Source organism: Rhizorhabdus antheiae (assembly GCF_049889055.1).
Taxonomy (GTDB): Bacteria; Pseudomonadota; Alphaproteobacteria; order Sphingomonadales; family Sphingomonadaceae; genus Rhizorhabdus.
In genome coordinates, this window is the sequence record NZ_JBLTWO010000005.1 from 236,358 (window position 1) to 262,666 (window position 26,309).

Below are 26,309 nucleotides of genomic sequence, written 5' to 3' on the forward strand. Positions count from 1 at the left end.
GCGCCGTGCAAGGTGCAAGGAAGGGAAGTGGCTCGGAAATCCGCCCTATCTAAAGGACCTGTTTACCATCTCCTCGTACTTCTCACCGCATATCGGAATCAAATGTTACGGTGCAGGAGCCCAGGATGAACGGTCTGAACGTGGAGACGATCGGCCTCACGGATCAGGAAATTCGGCGCAAGCTGGCAATCTACGATCGCGCGGGCGATCTGAACGCCCGGTTGCGCGCCATATGGGACCGCGGCGGCGACGATCTGCTCGCCAAGCTGCGCGATATCTATGTGAGCGGGTTCGAGCGCCGGGCGGTCGAATATCCTGTGCACGGCGAATCGCGCGCCGGTGAATCGACCATGGATCAAGGCATGCGGCTGTGGCGGAACATGCTGCGCGACGGCGCTCATGTCGAAGAGATCCGCGCCTTTGCCCAGACCACGCTGACCAACGTTGCCGCGGGTGGCGACCATAGCATGATCGCCGAACAGACCGCCGCCGGCATCGCCGCCTTCTGCAGCCTTATCATCCGCACCTATCCGGACGATGCAGCCTTCGTCAGTGCCAGTTGCCAGGCTTTGATGACGCTCAATGCGATCTATTTCGACGTCACCTTCACCATCGTCGGTGCGCAGCACCGCGCCGCCGAACATCGCGGGCTGAGCGACAGGAGCCAGGCGTTCCGGACGAACATCTCCGAAGCACTCTCCCGCGCGCTCGACGATTCGCGCGGCCTGCGTGAGAAGACCGGCCACACCTCAAGCGCAGCACGCGGCATGCTGGGCAAGACCTCCGAAGTCGCGGCCGCAGCGGAACAGTCGGCGCTGGCGATGCGCGAAGCGGCGCACACCGCAGCCGGTCTGATCCGCGCGATCGAGGAGAGCCGCGCCGAAGTCGAGGTCGCGGCGCAGATCGCGACCCGCGCCGCCGAACGCTCGGGTCACGCCGTGGCGATCTCCGAAGTCCTTTCGGACCATGCTCAGGCGATCGAATCGATCCTGGGCCTGATCCGCGACATTGCCGGCCAGACCAATTTGCTCGCTCTCAACGCCACGATCGAGGCGGCCCGCGCGGGCGACGCGGGACGCGGCTTCGCGGTGGTCGCGCAAGAAGTGAAAAGCCTCGCCAGCCAGACGGCGCGGGCGACGGACGACATTGCGGCGAAGATCGCGGCAATCCAGGCGGCCACCCGCCAGACAGTCGACGCCAACGGATCGATCCGCGACATCGTCGGCGAGGTCCAGACATCGGCCGAGCGCATCCGCTCGACGATGGAAGCGCAGGCACAGACCGTGACCATGATCACGGCAGCCGTCGACGAGACGGCACTGGCCGCCGACTCCATGTCCTCCACCATCTCCGCGATCCGCTCGGACACCGAGAGCGTGGCGGGCGAGATCGATCACCTCGAAGCCGGCTTCCGCCGGGTCGACAGCGAATTGTCGCGTCTCGAAACGATCACCGGAGAGTTTGTGAGCCGCATCGCGGCCTGACGCGATGGGGAGCCGGCACGCCCGGCTCCTGCGATGGCGGCGAACGGCGGCGCTTGAGGCGGGCGCACAAACCCCCTATCCCGCGCCGCATGGCCATTCACATCTTCGCGACCGGCACCAGCCGGGGTATCGGCAACGCCATTCTCGACCGCTTCGGGCGGGAGGATGTCAGGATCGTCGGGCATCGTTCGAGCCCCGCCGAAGGCGACGCGAGCGTCGCCGCCGACCTTTCCGATCCGACGGCGCCGAGGCGCGCCTGGGATCAGGCGCTCGAGGCGCTCGACGGGCGGATCGACGTGCTCATCAACAATGCCGGCATCTTCGAGGCGGTGTCGATCGACGCGCCCGATGCCGCCTGGACCGACGCCTGGTCGCGGACGATGCAGATCAACCTGCAGGCGTCGGCCGATCTCTGCCGGCTCGCCATCCTCCACTTCCGGCGCCACGGCGGCGGGCGCATCGTCAATGTCGCGAGCCGCGCCGCCTATCGCGGCGACAGCCCCGCCCACTGGCATTATGCCGCATCCAAGGCCGGCATGATCGGCATGACCAAGTCGATCGCTCGCGGCTATGCGATCGAGAATATCCTGGCCTTCGCCGTTTGCCCCGGCTTCACCATGACGGGGATGGCCGACGACTATCTGGCGAGCCGGGGCGGCGACAAGCTGCTGGCGGACATTCCGCTCGGCCGCGTCGCGCACCCCGACGAGATCGCCGAGACGGTCAAATTCCTCGCGCTCGACGCTCCGCCGTCGATGACCGGCGCGGTTCTGGACATCAATGGAGCTTCCTATGTCCGCTAAGCGCAGGAGCGAACCGAAGGGCGATGGCATCACCGGCTTTCCGTTCGACGCCCCCCGGCAGGGCAGCTGGAAGATCACCCTCCCCTGCACCAAGGAGGAAGGGCAGATCCTCGACGAGGATCTCGGCGAATTGCTGATGCTCGATCCGCCGCCAACGGTGATGACGAGCGAACCCGATCCCTGCCGCCCCGATGACTGGCAGCTCGACGTCTATGTCGAGGCCAAGCCGAGCAAGGCGCTGCTGGCGCAGATCGTCGCGCTGGTGCCTAGCGCGCGCAAGGTGAAGCCGGTGGTCTCTCACATTCCCGAGGAAGACTGGGTCACCCTGTCGCAATCCGGACTCGAGCCGATCCGCGCCGGCCGCTTCTTCGTCCACACGCCTTATAATGCCGATCGCGCGCCCGACGGGATGACCGGCTTCGTGATCGACGCCGGGCGGGCATTCGGCACCGGCCATCATGAGACGACCACCGGCTGCCTGATGATGCTCGATCGGCTGCGTCGCTCGGGCCTCCGCTTCGACGACATCGCCGATGTCGGCACCGGAACCGGGCTTCTGGCCTTCGCGGCCCGGGCGCTGTGGCCGGCGGCGAAGGTGATCGCTTCCGACATCGATCCCGTATCGATCGAGGTCACCGCCGAGAACGCTGCCGTCAACGATATCCCGGTCGGGCGCGGGCGCGGGCAGGTCGAACTGGTCGTCGCCGCAGGTCTGGCCCATCGGCGCCTGAAAGCGCGCCTGCCCTATGACCTGCTGATCGCCAACATCCTTGCCGGTCCGTTGATCGAACTGGCGCCGGTCTTCGGCAATGCGGTGTTGCCGGGCGGATCGCTGATTCTGGCGGGGTTGCTCGACACGCAGGCGGACGCGGTCGCGCAGGCCTATCGGCGGCAAGGCTTCTATCTGGCAGAAACGATTCAGCGCGGCGATTGGCCGACACTACGACTCGTCAAGCGCCGGCGGCACTTTCTGTAAGGGCAAGGTCGGACCGCGACCTGTTCCGGGACAGCATATTGCGAAAGCCACGCTTCTCCTCTGTCATGGCAGGGATAATCTGATATGATCGCCTCCGAAATTATTTCGGGGCGGCAACAGCTTGAGGCGGATTTCGGGGTGGCGATCCCTCGCTTGGCAGACCGTTCTGGCGGCCTTCGCGATCACGGCTTTTGTCACCTCTGCTATGGCAGCCGGAGGGACGGACGCGCGCTGGTCGCAACTCGTCACCACGATCTTCCACAATTATGGCCGCGACAACGGCCTGCCGCACCCCGTGCCGACCGCGCTGGCCCAGGATCGCAACGGCTTTCTCTGGATCGGGACGCAGGGCGGACTTGCCCGCTGGGACGGCTACCGTTTCCGCACCTATCGCGCCGATCCGGAACGGCCCGGCAGCCTGCAGGACGACTGGATCGAGGCGCTTCATGTCGACGCGCGCGGCCGGCTCTGGGTCGGCGGCGGCGCAGGTGGCCTTTCCTATTATGATCCCCAGCGTGACCGGTTCGTGCCCGTCCGCGTGGAGCGCACGTCCGGGCGCGTTCATATTGCCGAGATCATCGATGATGGACGATCGGGGCTGTGGGTCGCGACCGATACCGGTCTGCACCATATCAGCCCCTATGGCCGCAACGGCTTCCGCTTCCCCTCCGCCCTGATCGAAAAACAACCGGTCCGGGCGCTGCTGCGGCAGCGCGACGGAGCGCTGTGGATCGGTACGACCGAGGGGCTCTCGCGCTCCCCTGCCGACCTGAGCCGCCGTGTCGCCGTCCCCCTGCCCGGCGTCACGCCATCGATCAGCGCATTGTTCGAGGACGAACAGGGCCGGGTCTGGATCGGCACCGCCCGCCACGGCCTGTTCGTGGTGGATGCCGGCAGCACGGCGCCGCGACGGGTGAACGACATGCCGGTGCTGCGGACCAGCTGGGTATCGTCGATCATCTCCTCCGCGCCCGGCGAAGTCTGGGCTGCGCTGCGCGGGACCGGCATCGCCGCGATCGACACTGGCACCGGCCGGACGCGGATGATCACCCACGACCGCGCCGTCCCCGGCAGCCTGGCGCATAATGACGTCTGGGCGCTGCTGCGCGACAAGGCCGGCTCGCTCTGGGCCGGCAGCACGGGCGGCCTCAGCTATCGGCCACAGACCGCCGGCCTGATTTCCACCGTCGTCAGTTCGCCGCAAAACCCCAAGGGCCTGAGCGCACCAGATGCCTTCGCCCTGCTGGCTGCGCGCAACGGGCGGATCTGGCTCGGCTATGTCGAAGGCGGTGTCGACGTGATCGATCCGCTCGCGGGCCGCGTCGCCGCGATCCGCCCCAGCCGCTCCGGCTCGCACGAGATGCTGCCGCCCGACGTGGTCTTCGGCCTCGCCGAATCCGCGATAGGACGTGTCTATGTGGGCACGCGGCGGGGTCTCTATTTCATCGATCCCGGCAGCTGGCGCGTGCGGCACGTCCAGGTGCCCGGCGAAAGTCCCGAACTGTCGATCAACGCGGTGCGCTTCGATGGCGATATGTTGTGGATCGGCACGGATGAGCGCGGCCTGATCGGCTTCGTTCCCGACAAGAGCGGCACCAGCGGCCAAGTCGCCTTCGGGGGCGATCGAACGGCGCGCCTCGCCGATGGGGGCATCAACGCCATTTTGCGCGGCGCTGGCACGGCGCTGTGGGTCGGCGCGCGCAACGGCCTCTACCGGATCGACGTTCGCAGCCACGCGATCGAGCATGTGATGGCGGCGCCCACCGATCCGGGCGGACTGCCTGCGCGCTTCGTCGTCACGCTGCTGATCGACCGCCGAGGGAAGCTCTGGGTCGGCACCTTCGGCGGCGGGTTGGCGATGGTGACCGGGCGCGATGCCGCCGGTCGGCTCCGCTTCCGCCGGATCGGCGTGGCGCAGGGACTGCCCCATGCCAATGTCGATACGCTGCAGATGGACGGGGACGGCACCATCTGGGCAGGCACCGACGATGGCCTCGCGCGGATCGATGCGCGCAATTTTACCGCCCGTTCGCTGCGGCAGGCGGACGGGTCGGCGCTGATCGACTATTTCGCCGGGTCCGGGGCGACCACGCCGCAGGGCGAGGCGCTGTTCGGCGCCAAGGGTGGGATGACCATCGTCCGCCCCGGCAATCTGCCTCCCTGGACGCTTCAGCCGGCGCTGGTCGTGACCGATCTGCGAGTGGGCGGTGCCCCCCTGCCCATCGTGCGGGTCAATGCACGAGGGCAGCAGAAAGCCATCCTGGTTCAGCCCGACGCGAACAGCATCGCCGTCGAGTTCGCGGCGCTCGACTTCTCCGCTCCCGAACGCAACCGCTATGCCTACCGGCTGGAAGGCTTCGATCAGAAATGGACCGAGACCGACGGCGAACGCCGGCTCGCCATCTACACCAATCTGCCGCCGGGCGATTTCGTCCTTCGCATCCGCGGCACGAACCGCGCCGGCCTGTGGAGCGAGCATGAACTGGCCCTGCCCGTCCGCGTCTTGCCGACCTGGTATCAGCGCTGGTGGGCGAAGCTCGGCGCAGCCCTTCTGCTCGGTGCGCTGCTGGTGATGATCGTGCGCTGGCGCACCCACTATCTGCAGAAGCGGCAGAGGGCGCTCGAACATCAGATCGCCGAACGGACGGCGGACCTGAGCGCGGCGAACGAGAGCCTGGCGCGCATGGCGATGACCGACCCGCTGACCGGATGCGCCAACCGCCGCCACTTCATGTCGGTGGCCGAGGATTATGTGGACAACGCCAAACGCGAGGGGACGCCGCTCAGCCTGATCGTCATCGACCTCGACGAGTTCAAGGCACTCAACGATCGCCTCGGCCATCCCGGCGGCGATGCCGTGCTCGGCATGATCGGCGCGTTGCTGCTGCGGCAGATGGAGCCGGGCGACGTGGCCGGGCGGATCGGCGGCGAGGAGTTTGCCGTCCTGCTGCCGAACAGCACGGTCGAACAGGCCACGGCCCGCGCCGAGCGTATCCGCAATGCGATCCGCGAAGCGAGGACGCCGTTCAGGGAAAGCGAGGTGGCGGTCACCGCCAGCCTCGGCGTGAGCGGCTTCGGCGCGGACGACGACTTTTACTCGCTCTACATGAAAGCGGACGCCGCGCTGTACGCAGCCAAGGGCGGTGGACGCGACCGGGTGCGGCAGGACGAGATCATCGGCTAAGCGCTGCCGTCAGGCTTGGTTCTCCGCCAGCCCCAATATCGTCGCCCATTCCTCGTCGCTCACGGGAGAGACCGACAGTCGGCTCTGACGCAGCATCGCCATGCCCGTGAGTGCCGCCTCGGCCTTCATCTCAGCCAGCGTAACGGCCCGCGACAGTGCACGGACGGGAGCGATCTCGACCGCCACGAAGCGGCCTGCAGGATCGCTGGCGTCGGGAAAAGCCTCGCGCACCACCCGGGCGATGCCGACCACGGCCAGCCCCTCCTGGCTGTGATAGACGAACAGTTCGTCGCCTTCGCGCATCGCCTTCAGGTGCAGGGCGGCGGCATTGTTCCGGACGCCATCCCAGATGGTGCGACCGTCGCGTTCGAGGTCGGCATAGGAATAGCTGTTGGGTTCCGACTTCACGAGCCAATGCGCCATATCGCGTCTCCTGCCTTGCGTCGCTCCGGCGTTCTAGCGGTCACCGCTTCCACGCGCCAGCGACGGCCACTGGCGACAGGCGCCGATCAGACGACCAGACGATAGCCCACGCCCGGTTCGTTGCGCAGCAGCAGCGGCGCAGCCGGATCATCCTCCAGCTTCAGCCGCAGCCCGCGCATCGCGACGCGCAGATATTCGATATCGTCGACATGCGCCTCGCCCCATGCCGCGCGCAACAGATGGGCATGGGTCAGCACCCGGTCGGGATGGCGGGCGAGTTCGGCCAGCACCGCATATTCCTTGCGCGTGAGCTTGATCTCCTCGCCCGCGCGCAGCACCCGCCGCGCGGCGAGATCGATCGAGACGGCCCCTGCGACCACTGCCGCCGATGCTCCCGCAGTCCCGGCACGGTGACGCAGCGCCGCCCGGATGCGCGCCAGCAATTCTTCGCTGTCGAACGGCTTGACCACATAATCGTCGGCGCCGAGATCGAGCGCTGCCACCTTCTCGGCCGTCGCATCGCGCGCGGTGAGCACGATCACGGCGCGGTCCATCGCCTTCATCAGCGGCACCAGTTCGAGCCCGTCCCGGTCGGGCAGGCCCAGGTCGAGCAGAACCAGATCACAGCCCTCGCGCCGCGCCGCCGTCAGCCCCTCGGCGCCGGTCGCGGCTTCGCTCGCCGCATAGCCTGCCCGATCGAGCGCGGCGCGGACGAGGCGCCGGATCGCGGGCTCGTCGTCGACGATGACGATGGCGTGGCTCATCGCTGCTCCGCTCCGCTTCCCAGCCGCCTGACGGCGGATGCCGGCCAGGCCAGTTCAAACGCCGCGCCGCCTTCGCGGCGATTACGCGCCACGACACCCAGCCCCATGGCATCGGCAAAGCCCTTCACTATCGCCAGTCCGAGGCCGGTACCACCGGTCCGGTCGTCGCCGACGACGCGGATAAAGCGATCGAACAACTGCTGCTCGCGACCTTCGGGCAATCCCGGCCCCTCGTCCTGCACCGCGAGCGTAAGCCCGTCGGCCTGACGGCGCGCCTCCACGCGGATCGCGGTTTCGGGCGGCGCGAATTTCGCTGCATTGCCGAGCAGGTTGATCAGGATGTGGTGCAGCATCCGGGGGTCGGCCTCGACCAACGGCAGCGTCGGCGGAACGTCGAGGACCAGCCGATGGCGCGACAATTCGGCGCGCAGATCCTGTGCGGCGGCAGCGACGGCATCGGTCAGGTCGGTCGCCTCCCGCCGTACGACCAGCGCCCCGGCCTCGATCCGCGTCATTTCGACCAGATCGTCGAACACCCGGCGAAGCCGCCGTGCTTCGCTCTTCAACAGGATCGTGGTCGGGGTCTCTCCGCTTTCGGCGGCCAGTTCGTCGGCAGCAGCCACCACCGCCGTCAGCGGCGTCTTCAGGTCGTGGCCCAGCGACGACAACAGGGTCGCACGCAGATCGTCGCGCTGTTTGAGCGCGTTCACCTCGCGCGCCTGCGCCTCCAGCGTCAGCCGCTCATGGGCGAGCGATGCCTGGCCCACCAGCGTCGTGAACAGGATGCGCTTGTCCGTCGGTATGGGATCGCCCCCGCCCGGCCGCGCGACGCCGAGAACGGCGAGGATGCCCAGCGCGGTTTTCAGCGGATGGAATTGCCAATCGCTCGCGGTGAGCGTGCCGCTGTCCCGGCCTGCCACCTCACCGCGTTCATAGGCCCATTCATAAGCGGCGACGTCGATGGGCCCCAAGGTCGGCCGCTCGGGATTGGCCCCGATCATCGCTAGACGCTTGCCATCATTGGCCAGAAGCACCGTCGATACGTCGAGCAAATGGGCGACCTCTTCGCAGACTGCTGCGGCTGTTCCGGCTTCGTCGGATACCGCCGCGAGCCGCTGACCGAAGGCCGCCAGCGCGGCATTTTCGCTCGCTGTCCGCGCGCCGATCGTCGCCTCGCGCCGCAATCGCCCGGCGAGCTGGCTGGCGACGACCGCCACCGTCATCAGGACGAGCAGCGTCACCACATTTTGCGGGTCGGCGATGGTGAAATTGTAGAGCGGTGGCAGGAAGAAGAAGTTGTACGCAAGCGCACCCGCGACGCTGGCGACGAGCGACGGCCGAAGCCCCAGCAAGGTGGAGGTCGCGATCACCGGCAGCAGATAGAGCAGATCGATCGACTGCGGCCCGACCCAGGGTTGGGCGACCTTCGCGATCAGGGTGGTCATGGCGACGAAGACGAGGCCGACCGCAGAACCCCGCAACGCAGACCGGCCGAACAGGCGCAGCGGCCCCTCGCGCGCCGGGCCTACCGCGACCGGCACCACATGGACGGCGACCCCGTCCAGGGTCCGCACCAGCCGATCGACCACCGAACCGTGGCGAAGCTCGAACCACCAGCTGCGCCGCGACTTGCCCAAGACCACGGCGGTCGCGCGCGATTGCAGGACATGGTCGCGAAGCCCCTCGAACACCGACCGGGCCGGAACGGTCGCGATGGTCGCGCCCAGGGTGGCGGCAAGCTTCAGGGCTTCGGCCGTGCGATCGCGCGCCGGGGCGCCAAGATGGGCGTTGCGCGGCGTTTCGACGCTCACCACCGTCCAGGATGCGTGCAGCGCGTCGGCAAGCCGCTTCGCCGTGCGGATCAGCGTCTCGCCGCCGGGTCCGTCGCCGATGCCGACGATGATGCGCTCGCCCGCCCCCCACACGCCGTCCTCGCCGACGCTGTCGACATGGTCCAGCAGATGCCGGTCGACCGACTGCGCCGCCCGGCGCAGAGCAAGTTCGCGCAGAGCGGACAGGTTCGCCTTGGAAAAGAAATGCGCCAGCGCCCGGCTGGCTTCCTGCGGCACATAGACCTTGCCCGCCTTCAGCCGTTCGATCAGTTCGTCGGGCGGCAGGTCGACGATCTCGAGTTCGGCATCGTCCAGAATGCGGTCGGGCACCGTTTCCCGAACGCGGACACGGGTGAGGCTGGCGACGAGATCGTTGAGGCTCTCGACATGCTGAACGTTCAGCGTGGTCAGCACGTCGATGCCGGCGTCGCGCAACTCCTCTATGTCCTGCCAACGCTTGGGATGCCGGCTGCCCGGCGCGTTGCTGTGCGCCAGTTCGTCGACCAGCGCGACCTGCGGTCGACGCTCGAGCATGGCGTCGAGGTCGAACTCGCTCAGTTCGTGGGCGCCGTGCCGCACCGACCGCCGAGGCAATATCTCGAGCCCGGTAGCGAGGCGCTGCGTCTCGGCCCGGCCATGGGTTTCGAGTATGCCGACGACGACATCGGTGCCATTGCGCAAATGCTCCGCGCCTTCGCGCAGCATCTCGAAGGTCTTGCCCACCCCGGGGGCCGCACCGAGGAATATCTTGAGCCGGCCGCGCGCCTCCCGACGCGCGGCCCGCAGAAGAAGCTCGGGTGAGGGGCGCGTGGGCTCGACCATCAGCGTTTGATAGGCGCGATCCGGTCCAGCTGTCGATTGAGCAGCAGCACATTGACGCGCGGTTCGCCGATTATCCCGAGCAGAGGACGCTCGACCTGTTCTGCGACCAGCGAGCGGAGCCGCCCCTCGTCGATCGCACGCGCGGCGGCAACCCGCTTGATCTGGGAAAGAGCCGCCTCGGGGCTGAGATCGGGATCCAGCCCCGAGGCGGAGGTGGTGACCAGGTCAGGAGGAACAAGATCCCCGGTCAGTCCCTGAGCGCGCGCTTCGGTCACGCGCGCTGCAATTGCATCGCGCAGGGCCTGGGAGCCCGGTGCGAGATTGGTACCGGCCGATGCGCTGGCGTCATAGCCCTGCCCCGCTGCCGAGGGGCGCGAGTGGAAATAGGCAGGGCCGGCGAAACCTTGGGCGATCAGTTCCGAACCGATGATCCGGTCGCCTTCGCGGATCAGGCTGCCATTGGCAGCGCCCGGCATGGTGACCTGGGCGATCCCGGTCACCACAGCCGGGAAGACGAGGCCGGTCAGCAGGGCGAGGGTCGCCAACAGGATGACGGCCGGGCGCAGCGCGCCGCGAATTTCGGTGAACATAGTCTGTCCCTCAGGCGAGATGGAGGCCGGTCACGGCAAGGTCGATCAGCTTGATGCCCAGGAAGGGCGCGACGAGCCCACCGACGCCGTAGATGCCCAGGTTGCGCGCAAGCAGGTCGCCAGCGGGCGCCGGGCGGTAGCGAACGCCCTTCAGCGCGAGCGGAACGAGCGCGGGAATGATCAGAGCGTTGAAGATGATCGCCGACAGGATCGCGCTCTGCGGACTGTGGAGACCCATGATATTGAGCGCGGCGAGGCCCGGATAGAGCACCACGAAGATCGCGGGCAGGATCGCGAAATATTTGGCGACGTCGTTCGAGATCGAGAAAGTGGTCAGGGCACCGCGTGTCATCAGCATCTGCTTGCCCAGCCCGACAATCTCGATCAGCTTGGTCGGGTCGCTGTCGAGGTCGACCATGTTCCCCGCCTCGCGTGCCGCCTGGGTGCCCGTGTTCATCGCGACGCCCACGTCGCTCTGCGCCAGCGCGGGGGCGTCGTTGGTGCCGTCGCCGCACATCGCGACGAGCTTGCCGCCCTGCTGCTCGCGCCGGATCAGCGCCAGCTTGTCCTCGGGGGTCGCCTCGGCGAGGAAGTCGTCGACACCGCTCTCCGCCGCGATGCTGGCCGCCGTCAGCGGGTTGTCGCCAGTGATCATCACGGTCCGGATGCCCATCCGGCGCAGTTCGCCGAAACGCTCACGGATGCCCGCCTTGACGATATCCTTGAGCTGCACGACCCCCAGCAACCGCTTGCCGTCGGCGACCGCGAGCGGCGTCGCACCATGGCGCGCGACGTCGTCGGCGATCGCCCGCAGCCGGTCGGCCCCGGAAACGTCTCCGACCCGCCGGAGCACGGCATCGACCGCGCCCTTGATCAATTCCCGCTCACCGATGCGCAGCCCCGACACCCGGGTCTGCGAGGTAAAGGCGATCGGCTCGGCCCCTTCGGGCAGTCCCTCGCCCTCACCCGCCAGTACCACGATCGACCGGCCCTCGGGCGTCTGGTCGGCCAGGCTGGACAGCCGGGCGGCGGCGGCGAGTTCGGCCTCGCTCACGCCCGGGACCGGAAGGAAGGCCGTTGCCTGCCTGTCGCCGATGGTGATGGTGCCGGTCTTGTCGAGCAGAAGCGTGTCGATGTCGCCTGCCGCCTCCACCGCACGCCCGGACTTGGCGAGCACGTTGAAGCGGACCAGCCGGTCCATCCCGGCAATGCCGATCGCCGACAGCAGCGCGGAGATCGTCGTGGGGATCAGCGTGACGAACAGCGCCACCAGCACCGGCACCGCGAGGCTGCCGCCCGCATAGGCCGCAAAGGCGGGTAGCGTACCGACCGCGATCAGGAAGATCAGGGTGAGGCCGGCCAGCAATATGGTCAGCGCGATCTCGTTCGGGGTCTTCTGGCGGCTCGCGCCTTCGACCAGAGCGATCATGCGATCGAGAAAGCCCTGTCCTGCCGCCGCCGTGACGCGGACGATAATGCTGTCCGAAATCACGCGCGTGCCGGCTGTGACGGCCGAGCGGTCGCCGCCTGCCTCCCGGATCACCGGTGCGCTCTCGCCGGTGATCGCAGCCTCGTTGACCGAGGCCACGCCTTCGACGACCTCGCCATCGGCCGGGATCAGATCACCCGTTTCGACGATCACCAGATCGCCGAGAGACAGGCCGCTGGCGTCGACAAGATCCCAGCCGCCGTCGCGACCGCGCAGTCGCTTGGCGCGCAATTCGGCCTTGGTCGCGCGCAGGCTGGCGGCCTGCGCCTTGCCGCGCCCCTCCGCGAGCGCCTCGGCGAAGTTGCCGAAGAGCACGGTGAGCCAAAGCCAGAGCACCAATTGTGCTTCGAACAGCGGATTGCCGGTGCCCGTCGCAATCCCCTTGACCAGCAGGGCTGTCGAGAGAGCGGCGACGAGAGCGGTCACGAACATCACGGGATTGCGGATGAGGACCCGGGGGTCGAGTTTCAAAACGGCGTCGCGCGCAGCGGAGGCCATCAACGGCCCGGTGAAGAGCGAAGTGGGAGCAGACATGGTCATGCCTTTCGAGGAAGCGAGCCGGTCAGAGGAGCGTGCCGGCCGCGATCTGGGCCTGGTCGGCGATCGGTCCGAGCGCGAGGCTCGGCAGGAAGGTGAGGCCGCCCACGATCAGGATGATCGCCACGAGCAGGCCGATCCACAGCGCACCGGTGGTCGGGAAGGAACCGCTTCCGGCAGGCACGCTGCGCTTGGCGGCCAGGCCTCCGGCAATCGCCAGCACCGGCAGGATCACGCCGAAGCGACCCACCGCCATGCCGAGAGCGAGCAGCAGATTGTAGAAGGGCGTGTTGCCCGACAGGCCGCCGAAAGCCGAGCCATTGTTCCCGACCGCGCTGGAGAAAGCATAGAGTATCTCGCTGAAACCGTGCGCGCCCTTGGCAAGCGGGCCTGCCAGGCCCGCAGCGGTGACGCTCGCCACGGCGGTCAGGCCCAGGATCGCCAGCGGCGGCAGGGCGATGGCGACGACCGCGAGCTTCATCTCGCGCGCCTCGATCTTCTTGCCGATATATTCGGGGGTGCGTCCGACCATCAGCCCGGCCACGAACACCGCGAGAATGGCATAGACGAGCATGCCGTAGAGCCCCGCGCCCACGCCGCCGATCACGATCTCGCCGAGCTGGATGTTGAACATCGCGACCAGCCCGCCGAGCGGCATGAAACTGTCGTGCATGCCGATGACGGCACCGCAGGAGGCGGCGGTCGTAACAGCAGCGAACAGCGCGGTGGCCGCAATGCCGAAGCGGACCTCCTTGCCCTCCATATTGCCGCCGGCAAGGCCGAGCGCCTGATGGAGCGGATTGCCGGCCGCTTCCGCGCCATAGGCGACGGCGGTACCGAGAAGGAACAGGATCGTCATCGCCGCAAGCAGCGCCCAGCCCTGCCGGACATTGCCCACCGCCTTGCCGAAGGTCAGCGTCAGCCCTGCGCCGAGCACGAAGATCGACACCATCTGGATGAAGTTGCAGAGCGCCGAGGGGTTTTCGAAGGGGTGCGCGGAATTGGCGTTGAAGAAGCCGCCGCCATTGGTGCCGAGCATCTTGATCGCCAGCTGCGATGCCACCGGGCCCAGCGCGATCGTCTGCCGGGCGCCCTCCATCGTGGTCGCGACAACCGAGCCGGTAAAGGTCTGCGGCACGCCGAGTGCCACATAGACGAGCGCAAGCAGAAGGCTGAGCGGCAGCAGCAGGTAGAGCGTGACCCGCGTCACATCGACCCAGAAATTGCCGATGCCTTGCGCTTCCTTCCGGGCGAAGCCGCGAATAACGGCGAAGGCGACGGCAATGCCGGTCGCTGCCGACAGGAAATTCTGCACGGTCAGGCCCAGCATCTGCGACAGATGCGACATCGTCGCCTCGCCGCCATAATTCTGCCAGTTGGTGTTGGTGACGAAACTGACTGCCGTGTTGAAGGCGAGCAGGGTCTCGACGCTGCCGAAGCCCTGCGGGTTCAGCGGCAGCACATGCTGCAATTTCAGGATCGCGAACAGGAATGCCAGACCCGCGAGGTTGAAGGCCAGCAGCGACATGGCATAGCCGACCCAGCTCTGGTTGGCGTCAGGATCGACGCCACCAATGCGATAGAGGAAGCGCTCGATACCGCCTCCGGGCAGATTGGCGCGGGAATAGAGGGCGTGCATCCAGTCGCCCGCCGGCTTGGCCAGCAGGACGAAGGACAAGGTGAAGAGCAGGATCATGCTCCAGCCGGCAAACGTCATGGCCCGCCTCGCTCAGAAACGCTCTGGCGTGGCGAGCACTGCCAGCAGATAGACAAGCACGGCGCACGCGACGGCCGCGCCCAGAAACAGATCGAAATTCATCGGGCCACCTCCAGCCAGGGTGGCCGACCAGATGGCACCGAACGGCGTTAAGCCGCGCGGGGCATGTTCATCGCGCTGCGTAAAGCGCGCATAAATTTCTGAGGAAGCGGTGCCCCCTCGCTCTCAGGAAAACAACAGATCAGCAGCGCGCAACACTCAATAGGTCAGCGGCTTCGCCGCCGGGCCACGGGGCTGCCGCAGCGGATTGTCGAACAAGGCCCGCTCGGCGAGCGCGGTGTCGAAGAAGGCGTGCATCTCGATGATCTTGCCGTCCTGGAAGCGGAAGATCTCGCAATAGGTCTGGTCATAGCGGTCGCCGGCCCTCGTCGGGCCGCCCCCCTCCATGATCGCGACCACCCGCTCGTCATCGGCGCACATCACCTTCCAGCGGCGGGCGAACTGCATCTCTTCGGGCACCATCGCGGCATGGACCTGCGCCGCGACGAGATCGTCGGTCATCGCCGCCTTGCCCTCGATACGCCCGGATGCGGGCGTGGTTCCCGCCATGTGGTTGACGATGTCGTCATGGTACATCGCCTCGACCGTGGCCCAGTCATTGTCATGCATCGCCTGAAAATAGCGGTTCACGAGATCGATATTCTGCTGCCGGCTCATCGCCCTCTCCTCACATCCCGCCGACATCAGACGCCGCTATGCGCGTCCGGCTCGACGGCATAGCGCGCGATCAGCTCCGCTATCGACTGACCCCGGATCAGTTCGTCGATCATCCGATGGAAATGGTCGATCCGCCGCTCGTCAGAACTCAAAATGCCCTCGTCGAAGCTTTGCGATCGCTGGCCGCGCTGCACGAACTCGACCAGACCGACATCCTCGTCGAGCACCTGGTTGACGATCGGATGGCTGCGCTTGCCCCATTGCAGCACGTCGGCGACCCGCTCGGCGCCCCCGCGCACCACCCGATGCTCGTAGAGCGGCACCGTCTCCCCCTCTTCGAGCGCAGCGCACATGATGAAGTCGAAATACATCTTCTCGGGATCGCCGCCCGGATGCGGGCGATAGCGCATCGCCACATAGAATTCAGGGAAGAGATTGAAGTGGGTGCTGGGGAACAGCATGTAATGATAGGCGTCGGTCAGTTGGCCATCGGTCAACGTCGCATAGGGGAAGGTCTCGTCGCCCATCGCCTGCCGCGCGCGCTTCGTGTCACGGATCGCGGCGCGCACGTCGCCGGCCTTGCCGGGGAAGGTCGCGGGGTCGATACCATTGGCCTGAAGCAGCGCCTGCAGCGAGGGATTCACGCTGTCCTGATCGGGATACATCCGCGACGGGCGGCCATATTCGTTGACCATATAGCTGTGAATGTTGAGCAGGGTGATCGGCGCATCCTCATTGCCCCAGCTCAATATGTCCGAATGCAGCGTCTGGAAATGGTAGCTCTCGTTGAAGGCGTCGAACACGGTCTTCCAATTGGCGCCGAATTCGAAGGTCTTGTAATCGACGATGCGGGCCTTCTCGAGCTGGTAAGGTGCCAGACGCGGGCCGATCGGACCAAGATAGGTGGCAAGGTCGGGCGCCTGATCGTAGAGCGTGAACCAGTACCAGCCGGCGAACTGCTCCACGCGGAAACGGGCGAGCGCGGTCCGCGTCTCGTCGGCCAGAACTGCAGGGTCGAAACGCTCGCGATAGGGAAGCTCTCCGAGCTTGCCCGAAAGGTCGAAGCACCAGCCGTGAAAGGCGCATTTGAACTGCGTCGCATAAGCCGGGCCGTCCTCGCTGAGCAGCAGACGGTTGCCGCGATGGCGGCAGACGTTGAACAGCCCGCGAACCTCGCCGTCGTCGCCATGGACGAACAACAGGCTCTCGCGCCCCAGGCTGTGGACATAGACGTCGCCCGGCTCGGAGACTTCCTCCACACGCGGCCCCATGTGCCAGAGCTTCGACCAGACATGCTCCCATTCGAGCCCGGCCCGTTCCCTCGACCAATACCAGTCCGGATCGATCCGAAAGCCTTCGCGCGCCTGGTTCATGCCTGTCTCGTTCCTCTCTGTCGGGAGAGTATCACGAAGCCGGCAGCAATCTGCTAGCCAATAGGGCAGCCGCGAGGCGGTTACGATCGCCGATGTGATGAAGGCGGCAGGCCTGACGCATGGCGGCTTTTATGGCCATTTCGCGTCGAAGGACGCGCTGATCGCCGCCGTGGTGGCCCAGAGCCTGTCGGCGAATGTCCCCGAGACGGTCGACATCGACGCCTGGATCGAAGCCTATCTCTCGCCGCGCCACCGTGATGCACCCGAACAGGGCTGTCCGACGGCGAGCCTCGCCGGCCTCATGCAGCAGCAGACGCCCGAGGCGCAGGCCGCGATGGCCGAGGGAATAGACGCGCAGATCGTCCGCTTGGCGGACGCCTTGCCGAGCGGCACCGACGCCGAGCGACGCCGCGCCGCCATCGGCCGATGGTCGGCTCTGGTGGGGGCGCTCATCCTGTCAAGGGCGGTCGGCACCGCACCGCTCTCCGACGAGATCCTGTCCGAAACCCGCTCCTGGATCGGCAGCCTGAGGAAAGAAGTCGCATGAACGTGACACAGGATCTGGCGGATCTGGACGGTCATGACCAGCTCGCCGCGATGATGGCCGCTGGACGGAATCCACCGATCGGCGAGACGCTGGAGTTTCGGCTGGTCGAACTGAAACGCGGCCGCGTGGTGTTCGAAGGATCGCCGACGAGCCGCATGTTCAACCCGATCGGCTCGGTCCATGGCGGCTATGCCGCCACCTTGCTCGACAGCGCTTGCAGCTGCGCGGTCCATTCGAGCCTGCCCGCCGGGCAGGGCTATACGGCGCTCGAACTCAAGGTATCCTCCCATCGCGCGCTGAGCGAGACGAGCGGTCCGGTCCGCGCCGAAGGTAAGCTCGTTTCACTGGGCCGCCGCGTCGGCTTCTCCGAAGCCCGCCTCCTCGACGCACAAGGCCGCCTCTGCGCCTCGGCGACGTCGACCCTCCTGGTGTTTCCGATCGCTGGAAAGGACGGATAGTTCGGACAGCTCCGGAGATTACCCTGTCTCCGATCACGAGCGGCGAGAGATGGGGGCAAAGACTTCACTGGAATTCTCGAAAGGAACGCGCCATATGACCATCTACATGGTCAGGAGCGTGATATGGATGCGATCAGTCTGGCAGAAGCCAAAGCCCATCTGAGCGAACTGATCGATCGCGTCGAGGCAGGCGGCTCGATCGATATCACGCGGCGCGGCAAGCCCGTCGCCCGCCTTACCGGCGCAGCCCAGCCCCGCACGCCGGTTTCCCTCACCTTGCTGCAATCTCTGACCGCCACGCTCCCACCACAGCCACAGGGCGCTGCGGATCTGGTCCGCTCGATGCGCGATGGCGACCGCTATTGACGGTCTATCTCGACACGTCGCTGATCGTCACGGCGCTTTCCAATGAGGCGCTGACGCCGGAGGTTCAGACCTGGCTGGCCGAGCAGGACCCAGCTGAGCTTCTTATCAGCGACTGGACCGTCACGGAATTTTCCTCGGCTATGGCCATCAAGCTTCGGACGGGTCACATCGGCCTCGAACAGCGCGCAAACATCCTCGCTTTGTTCAACAGGTTCATAGCGGAGAGCTTCACGCTGTTGCCGGTAACCGGTGTGCAGTTCCGGATGGCCGCAAGATTTACAGACCAGCATGTCCTGGGACTACGCGCCGGCGATGCTCTGCATCTCGCGATTGCGGCGGATCATGGAGCAACGGTTCAGACGCTCGACCGGCGGATGGCCGATGCAGGCCCGGCGCTGGGCGTTCCGACACAGATGCTTGCATGAGCGCCTGCGTTCGCCTCTGACTTCACAGCGAAGGATCAGGGCTCTAGCATCATCAAGACACCGCCACGATCTGCCCCTTCCGGCGCGCGTAGAGTTGCGGCGTGAGCAGGTTGAAGTCCTCCTCGATGGTGATCTCGATCAGGCGACGCGCCACCGGCTCGCTCTTCGGGTCGTCGTCGAAGATGAAGAGTTGATCCTTGCGCGGGAGGGCGATCAGGACGTCGCCGGGGAAGCGATCGGCGATCGATTGCCAGAATTCATCGAGAAGCAGAAGGCTCGGCGACAGCATCGGATTGTCGTCGACATAATAGAGCATGCCGGCGCCCAGACCGTCGTCCTGAACGACCTTGGGCAGCGACTTGCGCAGATTCCCGAGGGCCGTCTTCCGGACGTTTTCCAACGCTCTGCCCGGCAGATCCTTGAGACCGATCGGCGCCATGGAGTCGGGCCGGTCCGCCATATAGATGGTGACGAGATCAGCGCCGAACGGCTCATGGAGCAGCGTCTGCCCCGTGCGATCCGCTTCCTTCACATAGTCGCGGGTGCGAATGACCGGCACGATCATAGCGTCGCTGATCGCCTTGCTCCGGCTCTCGACCATAGAGCGTACGAAGCGCGCTATCGCTTCATCGGGCTTCTCGTCCGGGTAGGCCGAGAGATAGCCGAACAGGTTGGTCACGTCCGACGTCACGGCATCGCCGTCGATCGTCGAGGTGAACTGCGCCGCATTGTCGGGATCGGCGACGACCTGCGTGACACCGGGAGCGGTCCGCGCCGATGCCATCACGGCCTCGCGCAGTTCGCTGACGCTGCCGAAGCTTCGGGCCGTGGCGCGCGTTGAAGCGAACCATGCGACTATGGAGCCGATGATGCCCGATAGGATAAGCTGCCGCCGGCCTAGGAATCGCATGCGCCCCTCCCCTTTTTTGGTGGGAGGAAGCTTAGCTCATTCCCACTCGATTGTCTGAATTTCGCATAAGTCTCTGAAAACTCTATGGTAAGCGCCCATTCTGACGGCGATTCTCCGACTGTGAGGCCGTCAAAATGCTACGCTTTTGATTTCATTGAGAAAATTGCCAGAAAAAATATTTTCGCGGTTCCGGCATCTATCGGCTTCGATTGCCTCTCCGGGCACCTCCTCGGGCCAAAAGCGGCATCGGTACAGACCCCTCGAAAGTACCGTCAGCTGCATAGCAAAGTTCCTCCTCATGCGCGAGAATCTACTCGACGGACTTCTCGATGAACCCGAGCGTATTGGCGTTTTCGACTAACGTCCGCACCTTCGCCCGGTCGAGCCCCGATGGAACTTCGGCGTCGATCTCTAGCTTCAGCTTCACCGAACTCCCAGGCAGCGTCGTGAGCTGCTCGACGATCGCTTCGACAATCTGATGGATTTCGCGGGCTGGTCGTTCCAAAGAGATCATCACGGTACCCGTGAACCGAGTTGGCTTCTTTTCAGTAGCTGGAGGCTGCGGCGTGCCACCCGTCGGCTGTGTCCCGGTCTCAGGCGTCTTCTCACCGGGAACCTCCGTGCCCCCGCCACTTCCGGGCTGTACCGGAGCCGGTCGATGGGCCTCGGCCACGGCAGGTTTCACGATGACGCTGTCGCTGTCGATCACGACTGCCGCGTTAGCGGCCCGCTCGATGGCTAGGCCCAGATAGATGTCCGACTTCTCGTCCCATCGCTCGGCATAGGCGAAGGGCCCCGGGATCATCCCGCCTGCTGAGGCCTGCACGGCCTTGATCAGAACCTCCTGGTTCTTCAAACGCGGCAGATAGATGTAGCGATTGAGATACTCCCGCAGATCCTTGAGCGAGAGATGCGGCTTGCCGTTCCAGATGTACTTCTGGAGATCGCGATCAAGGCGCGTCGGCTCCAGTTCCGTGAGCAACCCTTCTTCGGCCACGAGCTTCTTGCTGGCCCGCGCCAGCAGCCCGTCCTGAGCGGGGATCTTGCCCGAGACCCACTCGACGTCGGCCTGTGCGCTCTCCTGCGCCGGATAGTGAAGATAGCACCACGCCTCTTTCAGGCGTGTCTTCATCGTCTCGTTCGATTCAGCCAACTTGGCCTTGGCCAGCGCGCTGTCGCTCTGCGTGAGGTTCAGCCGCTCGGTGTCGCGGACGATCTCGCCCCAGGCGAGGGACGCTCGCACTGCATCTTTCAGATTGTCGAGCTGCCGGGAATCTGCGGCGATGAAGACCAGCATGTTGCGATAGACACGCGGCGTGCTGCCACGCTGCATCAGGATGTCCTTGGCTTCGACCAACGCCTCGGATCCCTCGCGGCCATTGTGCGGATGCGCAACGCCCAGCACGACTGCCCGCACGCCTCCAGCTTCGTCCGGTACTTCTGCAGACGAGGCCGGCGCCACCTGAACGGCGTCGAAGTGCCCGCGATCAGCGAGGCTGTTCACAGACTTGCTCAGCTCGCTGTCGATCGTCATCAGGACGAGCGCCGTCTCGATCTGCGCTGCCTTGTCGGCTGCGATGTGATTGAGGCTCGCCGACATCGAGTACCAGTAGCGCCCGAGATCGGCGTGCATGAACTTGGCCTGGTTGGTCAGCCGCCGCAGCGCGTCACCTGATGGCGCGGACAAGCGCGAGGCCGCGTTCGCGCGCCGCCTCGATCGCCTGTCGCGCCAGGTCCAGCGCTTGGAGCGCGACCTCGGCGTCACCGCAGAGACACTGGCCCTGTTCGTCCGGTTCTGGCTGACCATCACGCCGCCCGTGCCGAACGATGCGCAGGGGTCAGCTCAAGCCAAAGGGCGGGAGCGCTACGAAGGCTTTATCGAAACGCTGGGGAGGCGCCTGCAGAAGGGGCAGAGCTTCTTGCGGGAGATTCCGGACGATATCGCTGAAACGAAGCAACCAGACGAACAAGCCGACGGACCGGCTTCCGGCCAGACCATCGTCACGTGATGGCGTCGCCCTCATAGTCGGCCCAGAATGTCGTCCGATACGTATCGGGAGGACGCCAGAGTGTCGCCCGCCCGAGGTCGATCCTCACATCGTCGGCGAATGGAACGCCTTCGTGCCGAAGGAGGGCGATCTGAAGCGCCGTTCGTGATGAGGATTTCCTGCCGCCGGAGAATACGCCATTCCTTGGTACCACCCGATGCCAGGGACATAAGTCGGTCTCGTCGATAGAGAGGCGCGACAGGATGTATGCCGCATGGCGGGCCGGGATGTTGAGGGCGCCCGCTATCGCCTGTACCTCTACGACAGCGGCAAAAGGAATGGCCTGGACATAGGCCAGCAATGCGCGCCGCATATTGTCGAAAGCGACCGAACGCTCAGCCATTCGCGGCGCGCCGCCGCGCACCTTCTATGAAGCGTGCAGTCTGCGCGGGGAGCCCGCCCGCATGCTTCCGTCCGACGAGGAGGCCCCACAGGCGGGCAAGCGGACCAATGATCTCGATATCGATCCTGATCCTGGTGCCTTCGGATGCGGGGATCAACGTGTGGCGCGTATGCATCGTGGCAAACGGCATCTTGCACACGTCGCTATAGCGTGATGGCGGCTCGAATTCGCCGATCACGAAATTCAGCCTCGGGCCGCCCTTCGGTTTCAATATGAAAGGCACGCCCGGACCGGGCGGACTTTCGATAATCAGGTACTCGATGTTGTGATCGCTCTCAGGCCAACGCGCGACCTCGGCCAGGACTGGCCAAAGTGCCTCACAGGCGAGCGGGGTCGATTCCTCATAGCGATGATGCCACATTGAAGCCTCGGCAGGATCGTATTATCTTGATGATCAAGATTTATCAGAGGGCATGGCTGTGTCAACCGCACATCGGCGACGGTGTTGATGAATGATCGCTGCTTCTGCGAAGCGGATCGGCAACGCTAAGGAGGGCAACATCGAAATCCAGAGCAACATGTTGGACGCGCGAGCGATCCTGATGGCGACTCGTCGGCTCTATGAGGCGATGTTCCGGTTCGATGCCCAAGCCGCCGGAGAGCTCGGGCTACACGTGACAGACTTGCGCTGTGTGAACGCGCTCGAAGGTGGGCCGCTCACGGCGGGCGAGATTGGAACGCGTCTTTCCCTGACAAGCGGATCGGTAACGGCGCTGATCAACCGACTTGTGAAGGCGGGCTTTGCGGAACGGCTCGAGGACCTCGATGACCGTCGTCGCGCCACGATCGCCCTACTGCCGAGGTTCCGGGTTGAGGCGGATCGAATCTATGCGCGTCTCGGCAAGTCCATCGAGGCGGAGTTTGCGCATGCAGATGAGCTGGAGCGTCAGCTTGCCGTGAAGGTCATCGATCGGCTGACATCGGGTTTCGCCACGTTGCCTGCCAGCGGATGATACGCGCAAGGATGGCCCGATGAGGGCATAGCCCCGATTGTCGGCCTTGAGCTGTAGGCGCTCACTGGAGGGCCCGGGCCACCGTTGATGCGCAGTGCTCAGCACGGTCGCGGATCAGTTTGGCAAATTGCTCGATGGCCGTTCGGTCCAACCCGGGACGCGAAAGCTCCTCGGCGACGGCGGTTGCCTTCTCGCGGACGCTTCTGCTGACCTCCGCGACCCGCCTGCGTATCAGCGGCAAGCCGATACCCGCGTCCGCTGCGAACGCTGCCCACCCCTTCGCGTCAAGTTCGGTAAGCGTCGCCCGTTTCCCGATCTTCATAGCAAATTTCGGCGAGAGATCGGGATAGGCAACTGTCGCAAGCAGGTCATACAGCGGGGCAAGGCGTGGGCCTTCGGCGTCATAGAGGATCGAAAAATTCTTGCCGTGTGCGTCGGCGTTCCCGGCGATCACATTGAAGATCACCGCATCGAGAAGCTTCAGCACATCGACCGCGGGCCTTGCGGCGCTGCGGCGGAGCAGCGCGAAGCAATCCCTGAAGGTCGGGCCGCCTTCGCTGGCATATTTGGTCTCCGGTGGCACGCCGAGCGCCTGGCAGAAATCCTCCTGATGGATCCGGCGCACAATGCCATCGTCGCCAATGGCGCGGTCATAGCGTTGGACCAGCAGAAATGTTCGATCCTGAACGATGCGCGCTTCCACCGGCGCAACGTCGAGGCCAATTGCGGCCGCAAGGCGCATGACAAAGGCCTCGTTCTCGGTCGTGGCCGTGAAACGCGATATCGGCGGCTTGAGAATATGCGTCGTCGGCTGGCCCGGAGCAGGCAAGGCCACCGCCCCGTCCACCAGCACCACCGGCACCTTAGATTGCGCGCCGGCGAGCGAGAGGCGCAATCCTTCCTCGCCCGCAAGCAGCGGGCGGACGGGCAGCGCGTCCAGCACCTGGATCAGGCCCGCATCGTCAAGCGGGGTTGGCCGTTGATCGGGGGCAAGAGTAGCCGGTACTTCGCCGGGCGGCAGAAGCTGGAGCGCGCCCGCGACATCGCCGCCGAGGCGATCGAGAAGGGCGAAATCATTGGCGCGCGACACGCCGAGTGCCTGAGCCGCGGCGTCGCGCTGGCTTTCCTCCGGCAGGAGACCGCCGAAAAACGGGCGACACTCGCGGCGACTGAACGGTTCCGCCCGCTTGGGCAGCGAAGCGGACAAGGGCTGCGCCTGCTCATCGTCAAGCCAAGCCGGCGCATAGGCAAAGCCGAGTTCCCCGTGCTTGTCCTGCGTCAACTGGCCCACCAGGCGCCCATCCCACCAGATATCGAGGGTGCGCGTCATGGCTTCTGAGGATCTTTCGGCCGCATTCCTTTGGTGTCGGGCGGCGGCGTGATATCAAGCGAACATCCGAGCGCTGCCAGGACCTGAAGCGTCTTGCCGATTTGCGCGGTTGGCTTGCCGGCCTCGAGATCAACGATGAAGCGCAGGCCGACGCCCGCTGCACCCGCAAGCTCGTCCTGCCGCAGGCTAGCAGCCTTGCGGGTGGTTCGGACGATGTCGCCGATCTCGGCGGTAGTGAGGTTGCGTCTGGCCATGATATTTACCGAACGGGAAAGTATCATGGATTTCAGAAGAATGTCTATCGGAATTTCCCGCTCGGGAAAGCTTGTGCCTCGGGGTAGCTCCCTAGCCTGAGTTTTTCCCGCTCGGGAAATCGCCCAAATCTGTAGGCCCAGACGCTGCGATGGCTCGACGCGGGTCCGCCGATCACCTGTCTTTCTTCGCCACAGTACGATGACCCCCTGAGCGTTGTTGCAACGCCCCAATTCCTGCCTTTCTTACTCATCCCCGATCCAGGGCCGCGCGTCGCGCGGGCCCGCAAGCGAACGGGGACGACGTGGCGGTCAACCATCAGCAATCGGAAGCAGCCTCACGCGGCGCACGCATGTTGCGCACCGCGTTGGGGCCTGCGATTGCCCGATTCCTGGAAGACCCTGCAGTCGTCGAGGTCATGCTTAACCCGGATGGGCGGCTCTGGGTCGACCGGCTCTCTGACGGCCTGTCCGATACGGGGGAACGACTTTCGGCCGCCGATGGCGAACGCATCGTCCGCCTCGTCGCCCATCATGTCGGTGCCGAGGTGCATGACCGTCGACCGCGTGTCTCGGCCGAGCTCCCCGAAACCGGCGAGCGCTTCGAGGGCCTGCTGCCGCCGGTCGTGACGGCTCCGGTCTTCGCGATCCGCAAGCCTGCCGTCGCCGTCTTCACGCTCGACGACTATGTCGCGGCCGGCATCATGACGGCAGACCAGGCCGCCATTCTCCGGCAGGCGGTCGCATCGCGCGCCAACATCCTCGTGGCCGGCGGAACCAGCACCGGCAAGACCACCCTGACCAATGCTCTCCTGGCCGAGGTCGCGAAGACGACCGACCGCGTCATCGTCATCGAAGACACCCGCGAGCTGCAATGCCTGGCGCAGAACATCGTCGCCATGCGCACCAAGGACGGTGTCGCGACGCTGTCCGACCTGGTGCGCTCCTCACTGCGGCTGCGGCCGGATCGGATCCCGATCGGCGAGGTGCGTGGGTCTGAGGCGCTCGATCTCCTGAAGGCCTGGGGCACCGGCCATCCCGGCGGGATTGGCACGATACACGCCGGCACCGCGCTCGGCGCGCTGCGATACCTCGAGCAGCTCATCCAGGAAGCCGTCGTCACCGTCCCCCGGGCGCTGATCGCGGAGACCATCGACCTCGTAGCGGTGCTGTCCGGTCGTGGCGCTGCGCGGCGTCTCGCCGAACTCACCCGCGTCGAAGGGCTCGGGACGGACACCGATTACCGCCTTTCCCCCGCAACCCCGCCTCCCGCCCCACAAGGAGAACCCGCATGATCCGACATATCGCGCGCAGCCATCAGCGCCTCGCGACCGCCGCCACCGCGCTGACCCTGAGCTTTCTTCTGGCGCCTGCCGCCCACGCATCCGGCTCTTCGATGCCCTGGGAAGCGCCGCTGCAGTCCATCCTTCAGTCGATCGAGGGGCCGGTCGCCAAGATTATCGCAGTGATCATCATCATCGTCACCGGCCTGACGCTCGCGTTCGGCGATACGAGCGGGGGGTTTCGGCGCCTCATCCAGATCGTCTTCGGCCTGTCGATTGCCTTCGCGGCGTCCAGCTTCTTCCTGTCGTTCTTCTCGTTCGGCGGCGGAGCGCTCGTCTGATGGCGGGCCTCCTGCATCATCCCGATGAGGTCGCGGGCTTTTCGGTTCCGGTCCACCGCGCGCTGACCGAGCATATCCTGCTGGGCGGCGCACCACGCAGCATCGCCATCATGAATGGCACGCTCGCCGGCGCTGTCGGTCTCGGATTGCGGCTATGGCTGGTTGGTCTCCTCATCTGGGCGATCGGCCATTTCGCCGCCGTTTGGGCAGCAAAGCGCGATCCGCTCTTCGTGGAGGTAGGCCGCCGGCATCTGCGCATTCCGGGTCATCTCGCGGTCTGAGG

Annotated in this window: 27 protein-coding genes and 1 pseudogene; 13 read left to right on the forward strand and 15 right to left on the reverse strand. The window is 65.7% G+C overall.

Annotation, left to right across the window (positions count from 1 at the left end):
* The first annotated feature begins 125 nt into the window (after positions 1-125).
* From ACNI3R_RS12010 to ACNI3R_RS12025, 4 genes are all read left to right on the forward strand, one after another.
* Positions 126-1,484 (forward strand): methyl-accepting chemotaxis protein, encoded by a 1,359-nt coding sequence (locus ACNI3R_RS12010; protein ID WP_426183569.1) that lies wholly within the window; start codon positions 126-128, stop codon positions 1,482-1,484.
* An 89-nt stretch (positions 1,485-1,573) separates the two neighbouring features.
* Entirely contained in the window at positions 1,574-2,287 is a 714-nt protein-coding gene (locus ACNI3R_RS12015) for an SDR family NAD(P)-dependent oxidoreductase (protein ID WP_426183571.1), read from the forward strand.
* A complete protein-coding gene (locus ACNI3R_RS12020; protein WP_426183573.1) occupies positions 2,277-3,263 on the forward strand; it encodes a 50S ribosomal protein L11 methyltransferase in 987 nt (328 codons plus the stop codon). Before ACNI3R_RS12015 ends, ACNI3R_RS12020 begins: the two co-directional genes overlap by 11 nt.
* Before the next feature lie 205 nt (positions 3,264-3,468).
* Complete coding sequence (locus tag ACNI3R_RS12025; protein WP_426183575.1) at positions 3,469-6,447, forward strand: diguanylate cyclase; 2,979 nt, start codon at positions 3,469-3,471, stop codon at positions 6,445-6,447.
* A 9-nt stretch (positions 6,448-6,456) separates the two neighbouring features.
* Here ACNI3R_RS12025 and ACNI3R_RS12030 read toward each other — a convergent pair whose 3' ends face one another.
* From ACNI3R_RS12030 to ACNI3R_RS12070, 9 genes are all read right to left on the reverse strand, one after another.
* Complete coding sequence (locus tag ACNI3R_RS12030) at positions 6,457-6,870, reverse strand: EVE domain-containing protein (RefSeq protein WP_426183577.1); 414 nt, start codon at positions 6,868-6,870, stop codon at positions 6,457-6,459.
* An 86-nt stretch (positions 6,871-6,956) separates the two neighbouring features.
* A complete protein-coding gene (locus tag ACNI3R_RS12035) occupies positions 6,957-7,634 on the reverse strand; it encodes a response regulator transcription factor (protein WP_426183579.1) in 678 nt (225 codons plus the stop codon).
* A complete protein-coding gene (locus ACNI3R_RS12040) occupies positions 7,631-10,288 on the reverse strand; it encodes a DUF4118 domain-containing protein (protein ID WP_426183581.1) in 2,658 nt (885 codons plus the stop codon). Before ACNI3R_RS12040 ends, ACNI3R_RS12035 begins: the two co-directional genes overlap by 4 nt.
* Positions 10,288-10,878, reverse strand: a complete 591-nt coding sequence (gene kdpC, locus ACNI3R_RS12045) for a potassium-transporting ATPase subunit KdpC (protein ID WP_426183583.1) — start codon at positions 10,876-10,878, stop codon at positions 10,288-10,290. Before kdpC ends, ACNI3R_RS12040 begins: the two co-directional genes overlap by 1 nt.
* A 10-nt stretch (positions 10,879-10,888) precedes the next feature.
* On the reverse strand, positions 10,889-12,901 hold the full coding sequence (gene kdpB / locus ACNI3R_RS12050) for a potassium-transporting ATPase subunit KdpB (RefSeq protein ID WP_426183585.1): 2,013 nt from the start codon (positions 12,899-12,901) through the stop codon (positions 10,889-10,891).
* Positions 12,902-12,929: 28 nt separating this feature from the next.
* Positions 12,930-14,621: a potassium-transporting ATPase subunit KdpA gene (gene kdpA / locus ACNI3R_RS12055; RefSeq protein WP_426183587.1), complete on the reverse strand. Its 1,692-nt coding sequence runs from the start codon at positions 14,619-14,621 to the stop codon at positions 12,930-12,932.
* Between the two features lie 12 nt (positions 14,622-14,633).
* Positions 14,634-14,723: a K(+)-transporting ATPase subunit F gene (locus ACNI3R_RS12060; protein WP_426183589.1), complete on the reverse strand. Its 90-nt coding sequence runs from the start codon at positions 14,721-14,723 to the stop codon at positions 14,634-14,636.
* 156 nt (positions 14,724-14,879) lie between these two features.
* Positions 14,880-15,338 carry a nuclear transport factor 2 family protein gene (locus tag ACNI3R_RS12065; protein ID WP_426183591.1) on the reverse strand — a complete coding sequence of 153 codons (459 nt, stop codon included), beginning with the start codon at positions 15,336-15,338 and terminating at the stop codon, positions 14,880-14,882.
* A gap of 26 nt (positions 15,339-15,364) precedes the next feature.
* Complete coding sequence (locus ACNI3R_RS12070) at positions 15,365-16,711, reverse strand: aromatic ring-hydroxylating oxygenase subunit alpha (RefSeq protein ID WP_426183593.1); 1,347 nt, start codon at positions 16,709-16,711, stop codon at positions 15,365-15,367.
* Positions 16,712-16,808: 97 nt separating this feature from the next.
* Here ACNI3R_RS12070 and ACNI3R_RS12075 point away from each other — a divergent pair, with 97 nt between their 5' ends.
* From ACNI3R_RS12075 to ACNI3R_RS12090, 4 genes are all read left to right on the forward strand, one after another.
* Positions 16,809-17,258 carry a TetR/AcrR family transcriptional regulator gene (locus ACNI3R_RS12075; protein ID WP_426183689.1) on the forward strand — a complete coding sequence of 150 codons (450 nt, stop codon included), beginning with the start codon at positions 16,809-16,811 and terminating at the stop codon, positions 17,256-17,258.
* Positions 17,255-17,716 carry a PaaI family thioesterase gene (locus ACNI3R_RS12080; RefSeq protein WP_426183595.1) on the forward strand — a complete coding sequence of 154 codons (462 nt, stop codon included), beginning with the start codon at positions 17,255-17,257 and terminating at the stop codon, positions 17,714-17,716. Before ACNI3R_RS12075 ends, ACNI3R_RS12080 begins: the two co-directional genes overlap by 4 nt.
* A 123-nt stretch (positions 17,717-17,839) precedes the next feature.
* Positions 17,840-18,082 (forward strand): type II toxin-antitoxin system Phd/YefM family antitoxin, encoded by a 243-nt coding sequence (locus tag ACNI3R_RS12085; RefSeq protein ID WP_426183597.1) that lies wholly within the window; start codon positions 17,840-17,842, stop codon positions 18,080-18,082.
* Complete coding sequence (locus tag ACNI3R_RS12090; protein ID WP_426183599.1) at positions 18,079-18,507, forward strand: type II toxin-antitoxin system VapC family toxin; 429 nt, start codon at positions 18,079-18,081, stop codon at positions 18,505-18,507. Before ACNI3R_RS12085 ends, ACNI3R_RS12090 begins: the two co-directional genes overlap by 4 nt.
* Before the next feature lie 52 nt (positions 18,508-18,559).
* On the opposite strand, the gene ACNI3R_RS12095 is transcribed toward ACNI3R_RS12090, so the two are convergent.
* A complete protein-coding gene (locus ACNI3R_RS12095; protein ID WP_426183601.1) occupies positions 18,560-19,417 on the reverse strand; it encodes a DUF1444 family protein in 858 nt (285 codons plus the stop codon).
* A 310-nt stretch (positions 19,418-19,727) separates the two neighbouring features.
* Positions 19,728-21,098 (reverse strand): annotated as a pseudogene (locus ACNI3R_RS12100) (DUF499 domain-containing protein); the annotation flags it as partial.
* On the opposite strand from ACNI3R_RS12100, the gene ACNI3R_RS12105 reads away from it, so the two are divergent.
* Entirely contained in the window at positions 21,049-21,426 is a 378-nt protein-coding gene (locus ACNI3R_RS12105) for a CopG family transcriptional regulator (RefSeq protein WP_426183603.1), read from the forward strand. The pseudogene ACNI3R_RS12100 and the gene ACNI3R_RS12105 sit on opposite strands and share 50 nt — an antisense overlap.
* Here the strand turns inward: ACNI3R_RS12105 and ACNI3R_RS12110 are convergent.
* Together ACNI3R_RS12110 and ACNI3R_RS12115 are read right to left on the reverse strand one after the other, a co-directional pair.
* Entirely contained in the window at positions 21,419-21,808 is a 390-nt protein-coding gene (locus tag ACNI3R_RS12110) for an MGMT family protein (RefSeq protein ID WP_426183605.1), read from the reverse strand. The two genes, ACNI3R_RS12105 and ACNI3R_RS12110, sit on opposite strands and share 8 nt — an antisense overlap.
* The gene (locus tag ACNI3R_RS12115; protein ID WP_426183607.1) at positions 21,801-22,229 is read right to left on the reverse strand and encodes an SRPBCC family protein; all 429 of its coding nucleotides are present in this window, start codon (positions 22,227-22,229) and stop codon (positions 21,801-21,803) included. The genes ACNI3R_RS12110 and ACNI3R_RS12115 overlap by 8 nt, the downstream gene beginning before the upstream one ends.
* Positions 22,230-22,320: 91 nt before the next feature.
* Between ACNI3R_RS12115 and ACNI3R_RS12120 the strand changes: the two genes are divergently transcribed.
* Positions 22,321-22,821 carry a MarR family winged helix-turn-helix transcriptional regulator gene (locus ACNI3R_RS12120; RefSeq protein ID WP_426183609.1) on the forward strand — a complete coding sequence of 167 codons (501 nt, stop codon included), beginning with the start codon at positions 22,321-22,323 and terminating at the stop codon, positions 22,819-22,821.
* A 61-nt stretch (positions 22,822-22,882) separates the two neighbouring features.
* Here ACNI3R_RS12120 and ACNI3R_RS12125 read toward each other — a convergent pair whose 3' ends face one another.
* On the reverse strand, positions 22,883-24,151 hold the full coding sequence (locus ACNI3R_RS12125; RefSeq protein WP_426183611.1) for a type II toxin-antitoxin system HipA family toxin: 1,269 nt from the start codon (positions 24,149-24,151) through the stop codon (positions 22,883-22,885).
* Positions 24,148-24,405 (reverse strand): helix-turn-helix transcriptional regulator, encoded by a 258-nt coding sequence (locus tag ACNI3R_RS12130; protein ID WP_426183612.1) that lies wholly within the window; start codon positions 24,403-24,405, stop codon positions 24,148-24,150. Before ACNI3R_RS12130 ends, ACNI3R_RS12125 begins: the two co-directional genes overlap by 4 nt.
* Positions 24,406-24,755: 350 nt before the next feature.
* Between ACNI3R_RS12130 and trbB the strand changes: the two genes are divergently transcribed.
* Genes trbB through ACNI3R_RS12145 form a run of 3 tightly spaced genes read left to right on the forward strand, consistent with a single transcriptional unit; the run spans position 24,756 to position 26,307 of the window.
* A complete protein-coding gene (trbB, locus tag ACNI3R_RS12135; protein ID WP_426183691.1) occupies positions 24,756-25,697 on the forward strand; it encodes a P-type conjugative transfer ATPase TrbB in 942 nt (313 codons plus the stop codon).
* A complete protein-coding gene (locus tag ACNI3R_RS12140) occupies positions 25,694-26,026 on the forward strand; it encodes a TrbC/VirB2 family type IV secretion system protein (RefSeq protein ID WP_426183614.1) in 333 nt (110 codons plus the stop codon). The genes trbB and ACNI3R_RS12140 overlap by 4 nt, the downstream gene beginning before the upstream one ends.
* A complete protein-coding gene (locus ACNI3R_RS12145; protein ID WP_204993715.1) occupies positions 26,026-26,307 on the forward strand; it encodes a VirB3 family type IV secretion system protein in 282 nt (93 codons plus the stop codon). Before ACNI3R_RS12140 ends, ACNI3R_RS12145 begins: the two co-directional genes overlap by 1 nt.
* Positions 26,308-26,309 lie beyond the last annotated feature (2 nt).

Excerpts from the sequence above, each read along its gene's own strand:
- ACNI3R_RS12010 (WP_426183569.1), top strand. The coding sequence starts at position 126 with ATGAACGGTCTGAACGTGGAGACGATCGGCCTCACGGATCAGGAAATT.
- ACNI3R_RS12015 (WP_426183571.1), top strand. The coding sequence starts at position 1,574 with ATGGCCATTCACATCTTCGCGACCGGCACCAGCCGGGGTATCGGCAAC.
- ACNI3R_RS12020 (WP_426183573.1), top strand. The coding sequence starts at position 2,277 with ATGTCCGCTAAGCGCAGGAGCGAACCGAAGGGCGATGGCATCACCGGC.
- ACNI3R_RS12025 (WP_426183575.1), top strand. The coding sequence starts at position 3,469 with ATGGCAGCCGGAGGGACGGACGCGCGCTGGTCGCAACTCGTCACCACG.
- ACNI3R_RS12030 (WP_426183577.1), bottom strand. The coding sequence starts at position 6,870 with ATGGCGCATTGGCTCGTGAAGTCGGAACCCAACAGCTATTCCTATGCC.
- ACNI3R_RS12035 (WP_426183579.1), bottom strand. The coding sequence starts at position 7,634 with ATGAGCCACGCCATCGTCATCGTCGACGACGAGCCCGCGATCCGGCGC.
- ACNI3R_RS12040 (WP_426183581.1), bottom strand. The coding sequence starts at position 10,288 with ATGGTCGAGCCCACGCGCCCCTCACCCGAGCTTCTTCTGCGGGCCGCG.
- kdpC (WP_426183583.1), bottom strand. The coding sequence starts at position 10,878 with ATGTTCACCGAAATTCGCGGCGCGCTGCGCCCGGCCGTCATCCTGTTG.
- kdpB (WP_426183585.1), bottom strand. The coding sequence starts at position 12,901 with ATGTCTGCTCCCACTTCGCTCTTCACCGGGCCGTTGATGGCCTCCGCT.
- kdpA (WP_426183587.1), bottom strand. The coding sequence starts at position 14,621 with ATGACGTTTGCCGGCTGGAGCATGATCCTGCTCTTCACCTTGTCCTTC.
- ACNI3R_RS12060 (WP_426183589.1), bottom strand. The coding sequence starts at position 14,723 with ATGAATTTCGATCTGTTTCTGGGCGCGGCCGTCGCGTGCGCCGTGCTT.
- ACNI3R_RS12065 (WP_426183591.1), bottom strand. The coding sequence starts at position 15,338 with ATGAGCCGGCAGCAGAATATCGATCTCGTGAACCGCTATTTTCAGGCG.
- ACNI3R_RS12070 (WP_426183593.1), bottom strand. The coding sequence starts at position 16,711 with ATGAACCAGGCGCGCGAAGGCTTTCGGATCGATCCGGACTGGTATTGG.
- ACNI3R_RS12075 (WP_426183689.1), top strand. The coding sequence starts at position 16,809 with ATGAAGGCGGCAGGCCTGACGCATGGCGGCTTTTATGGCCATTTCGCG.
- ACNI3R_RS12080 (WP_426183595.1), top strand. The coding sequence starts at position 17,255 with ATGAACGTGACACAGGATCTGGCGGATCTGGACGGTCATGACCAGCTC.
- ACNI3R_RS12085 (WP_426183597.1), top strand. The coding sequence starts at position 17,840 with ATGGATGCGATCAGTCTGGCAGAAGCCAAAGCCCATCTGAGCGAACTG.
- ACNI3R_RS12095 (WP_426183601.1), bottom strand. The coding sequence starts at position 19,417 with ATGCGATTCCTAGGCCGGCGGCAGCTTATCCTATCGGGCATCATCGGC.
- ACNI3R_RS12105 (WP_426183603.1), top strand. The coding sequence starts at position 21,049 with ATGAACTTGGCCTGGTTGGTCAGCCGCCGCAGCGCGTCACCTGATGGC.
- ACNI3R_RS12110 (WP_426183605.1), bottom strand. The coding sequence starts at position 21,808 with ATGGCTGAGCGTTCGGTCGCTTTCGACAATATGCGGCGCGCATTGCTG.
- ACNI3R_RS12115 (WP_426183607.1), bottom strand. The coding sequence starts at position 22,229 with ATGTGGCATCATCGCTATGAGGAATCGACCCCGCTCGCCTGTGAGGCA.
- ACNI3R_RS12120 (WP_426183609.1), top strand. The coding sequence starts at position 22,321 with ATGATCGCTGCTTCTGCGAAGCGGATCGGCAACGCTAAGGAGGGCAAC.
- ACNI3R_RS12125 (WP_426183611.1), bottom strand. The coding sequence starts at position 24,151 with ATGACGCGCACCCTCGATATCTGGTGGGATGGGCGCCTGGTGGGCCAG.
- ACNI3R_RS12130 (WP_426183612.1), bottom strand. The coding sequence starts at position 24,405 with ATGGCCAGACGCAACCTCACTACCGCCGAGATCGGCGACATCGTCCGA.
- trbB (WP_426183691.1), top strand. The coding sequence starts at position 24,756 with ATGTTGCGCACCGCGTTGGGGCCTGCGATTGCCCGATTCCTGGAAGAC.
- ACNI3R_RS12140 (WP_426183614.1), top strand. The coding sequence starts at position 25,694 with ATGATCCGACATATCGCGCGCAGCCATCAGCGCCTCGCGACCGCCGCC.
- ACNI3R_RS12145 (WP_204993715.1), top strand. The coding sequence starts at position 26,026 with ATGGCGGGCCTCCTGCATCATCCCGATGAGGTCGCGGGCTTTTCGGTT.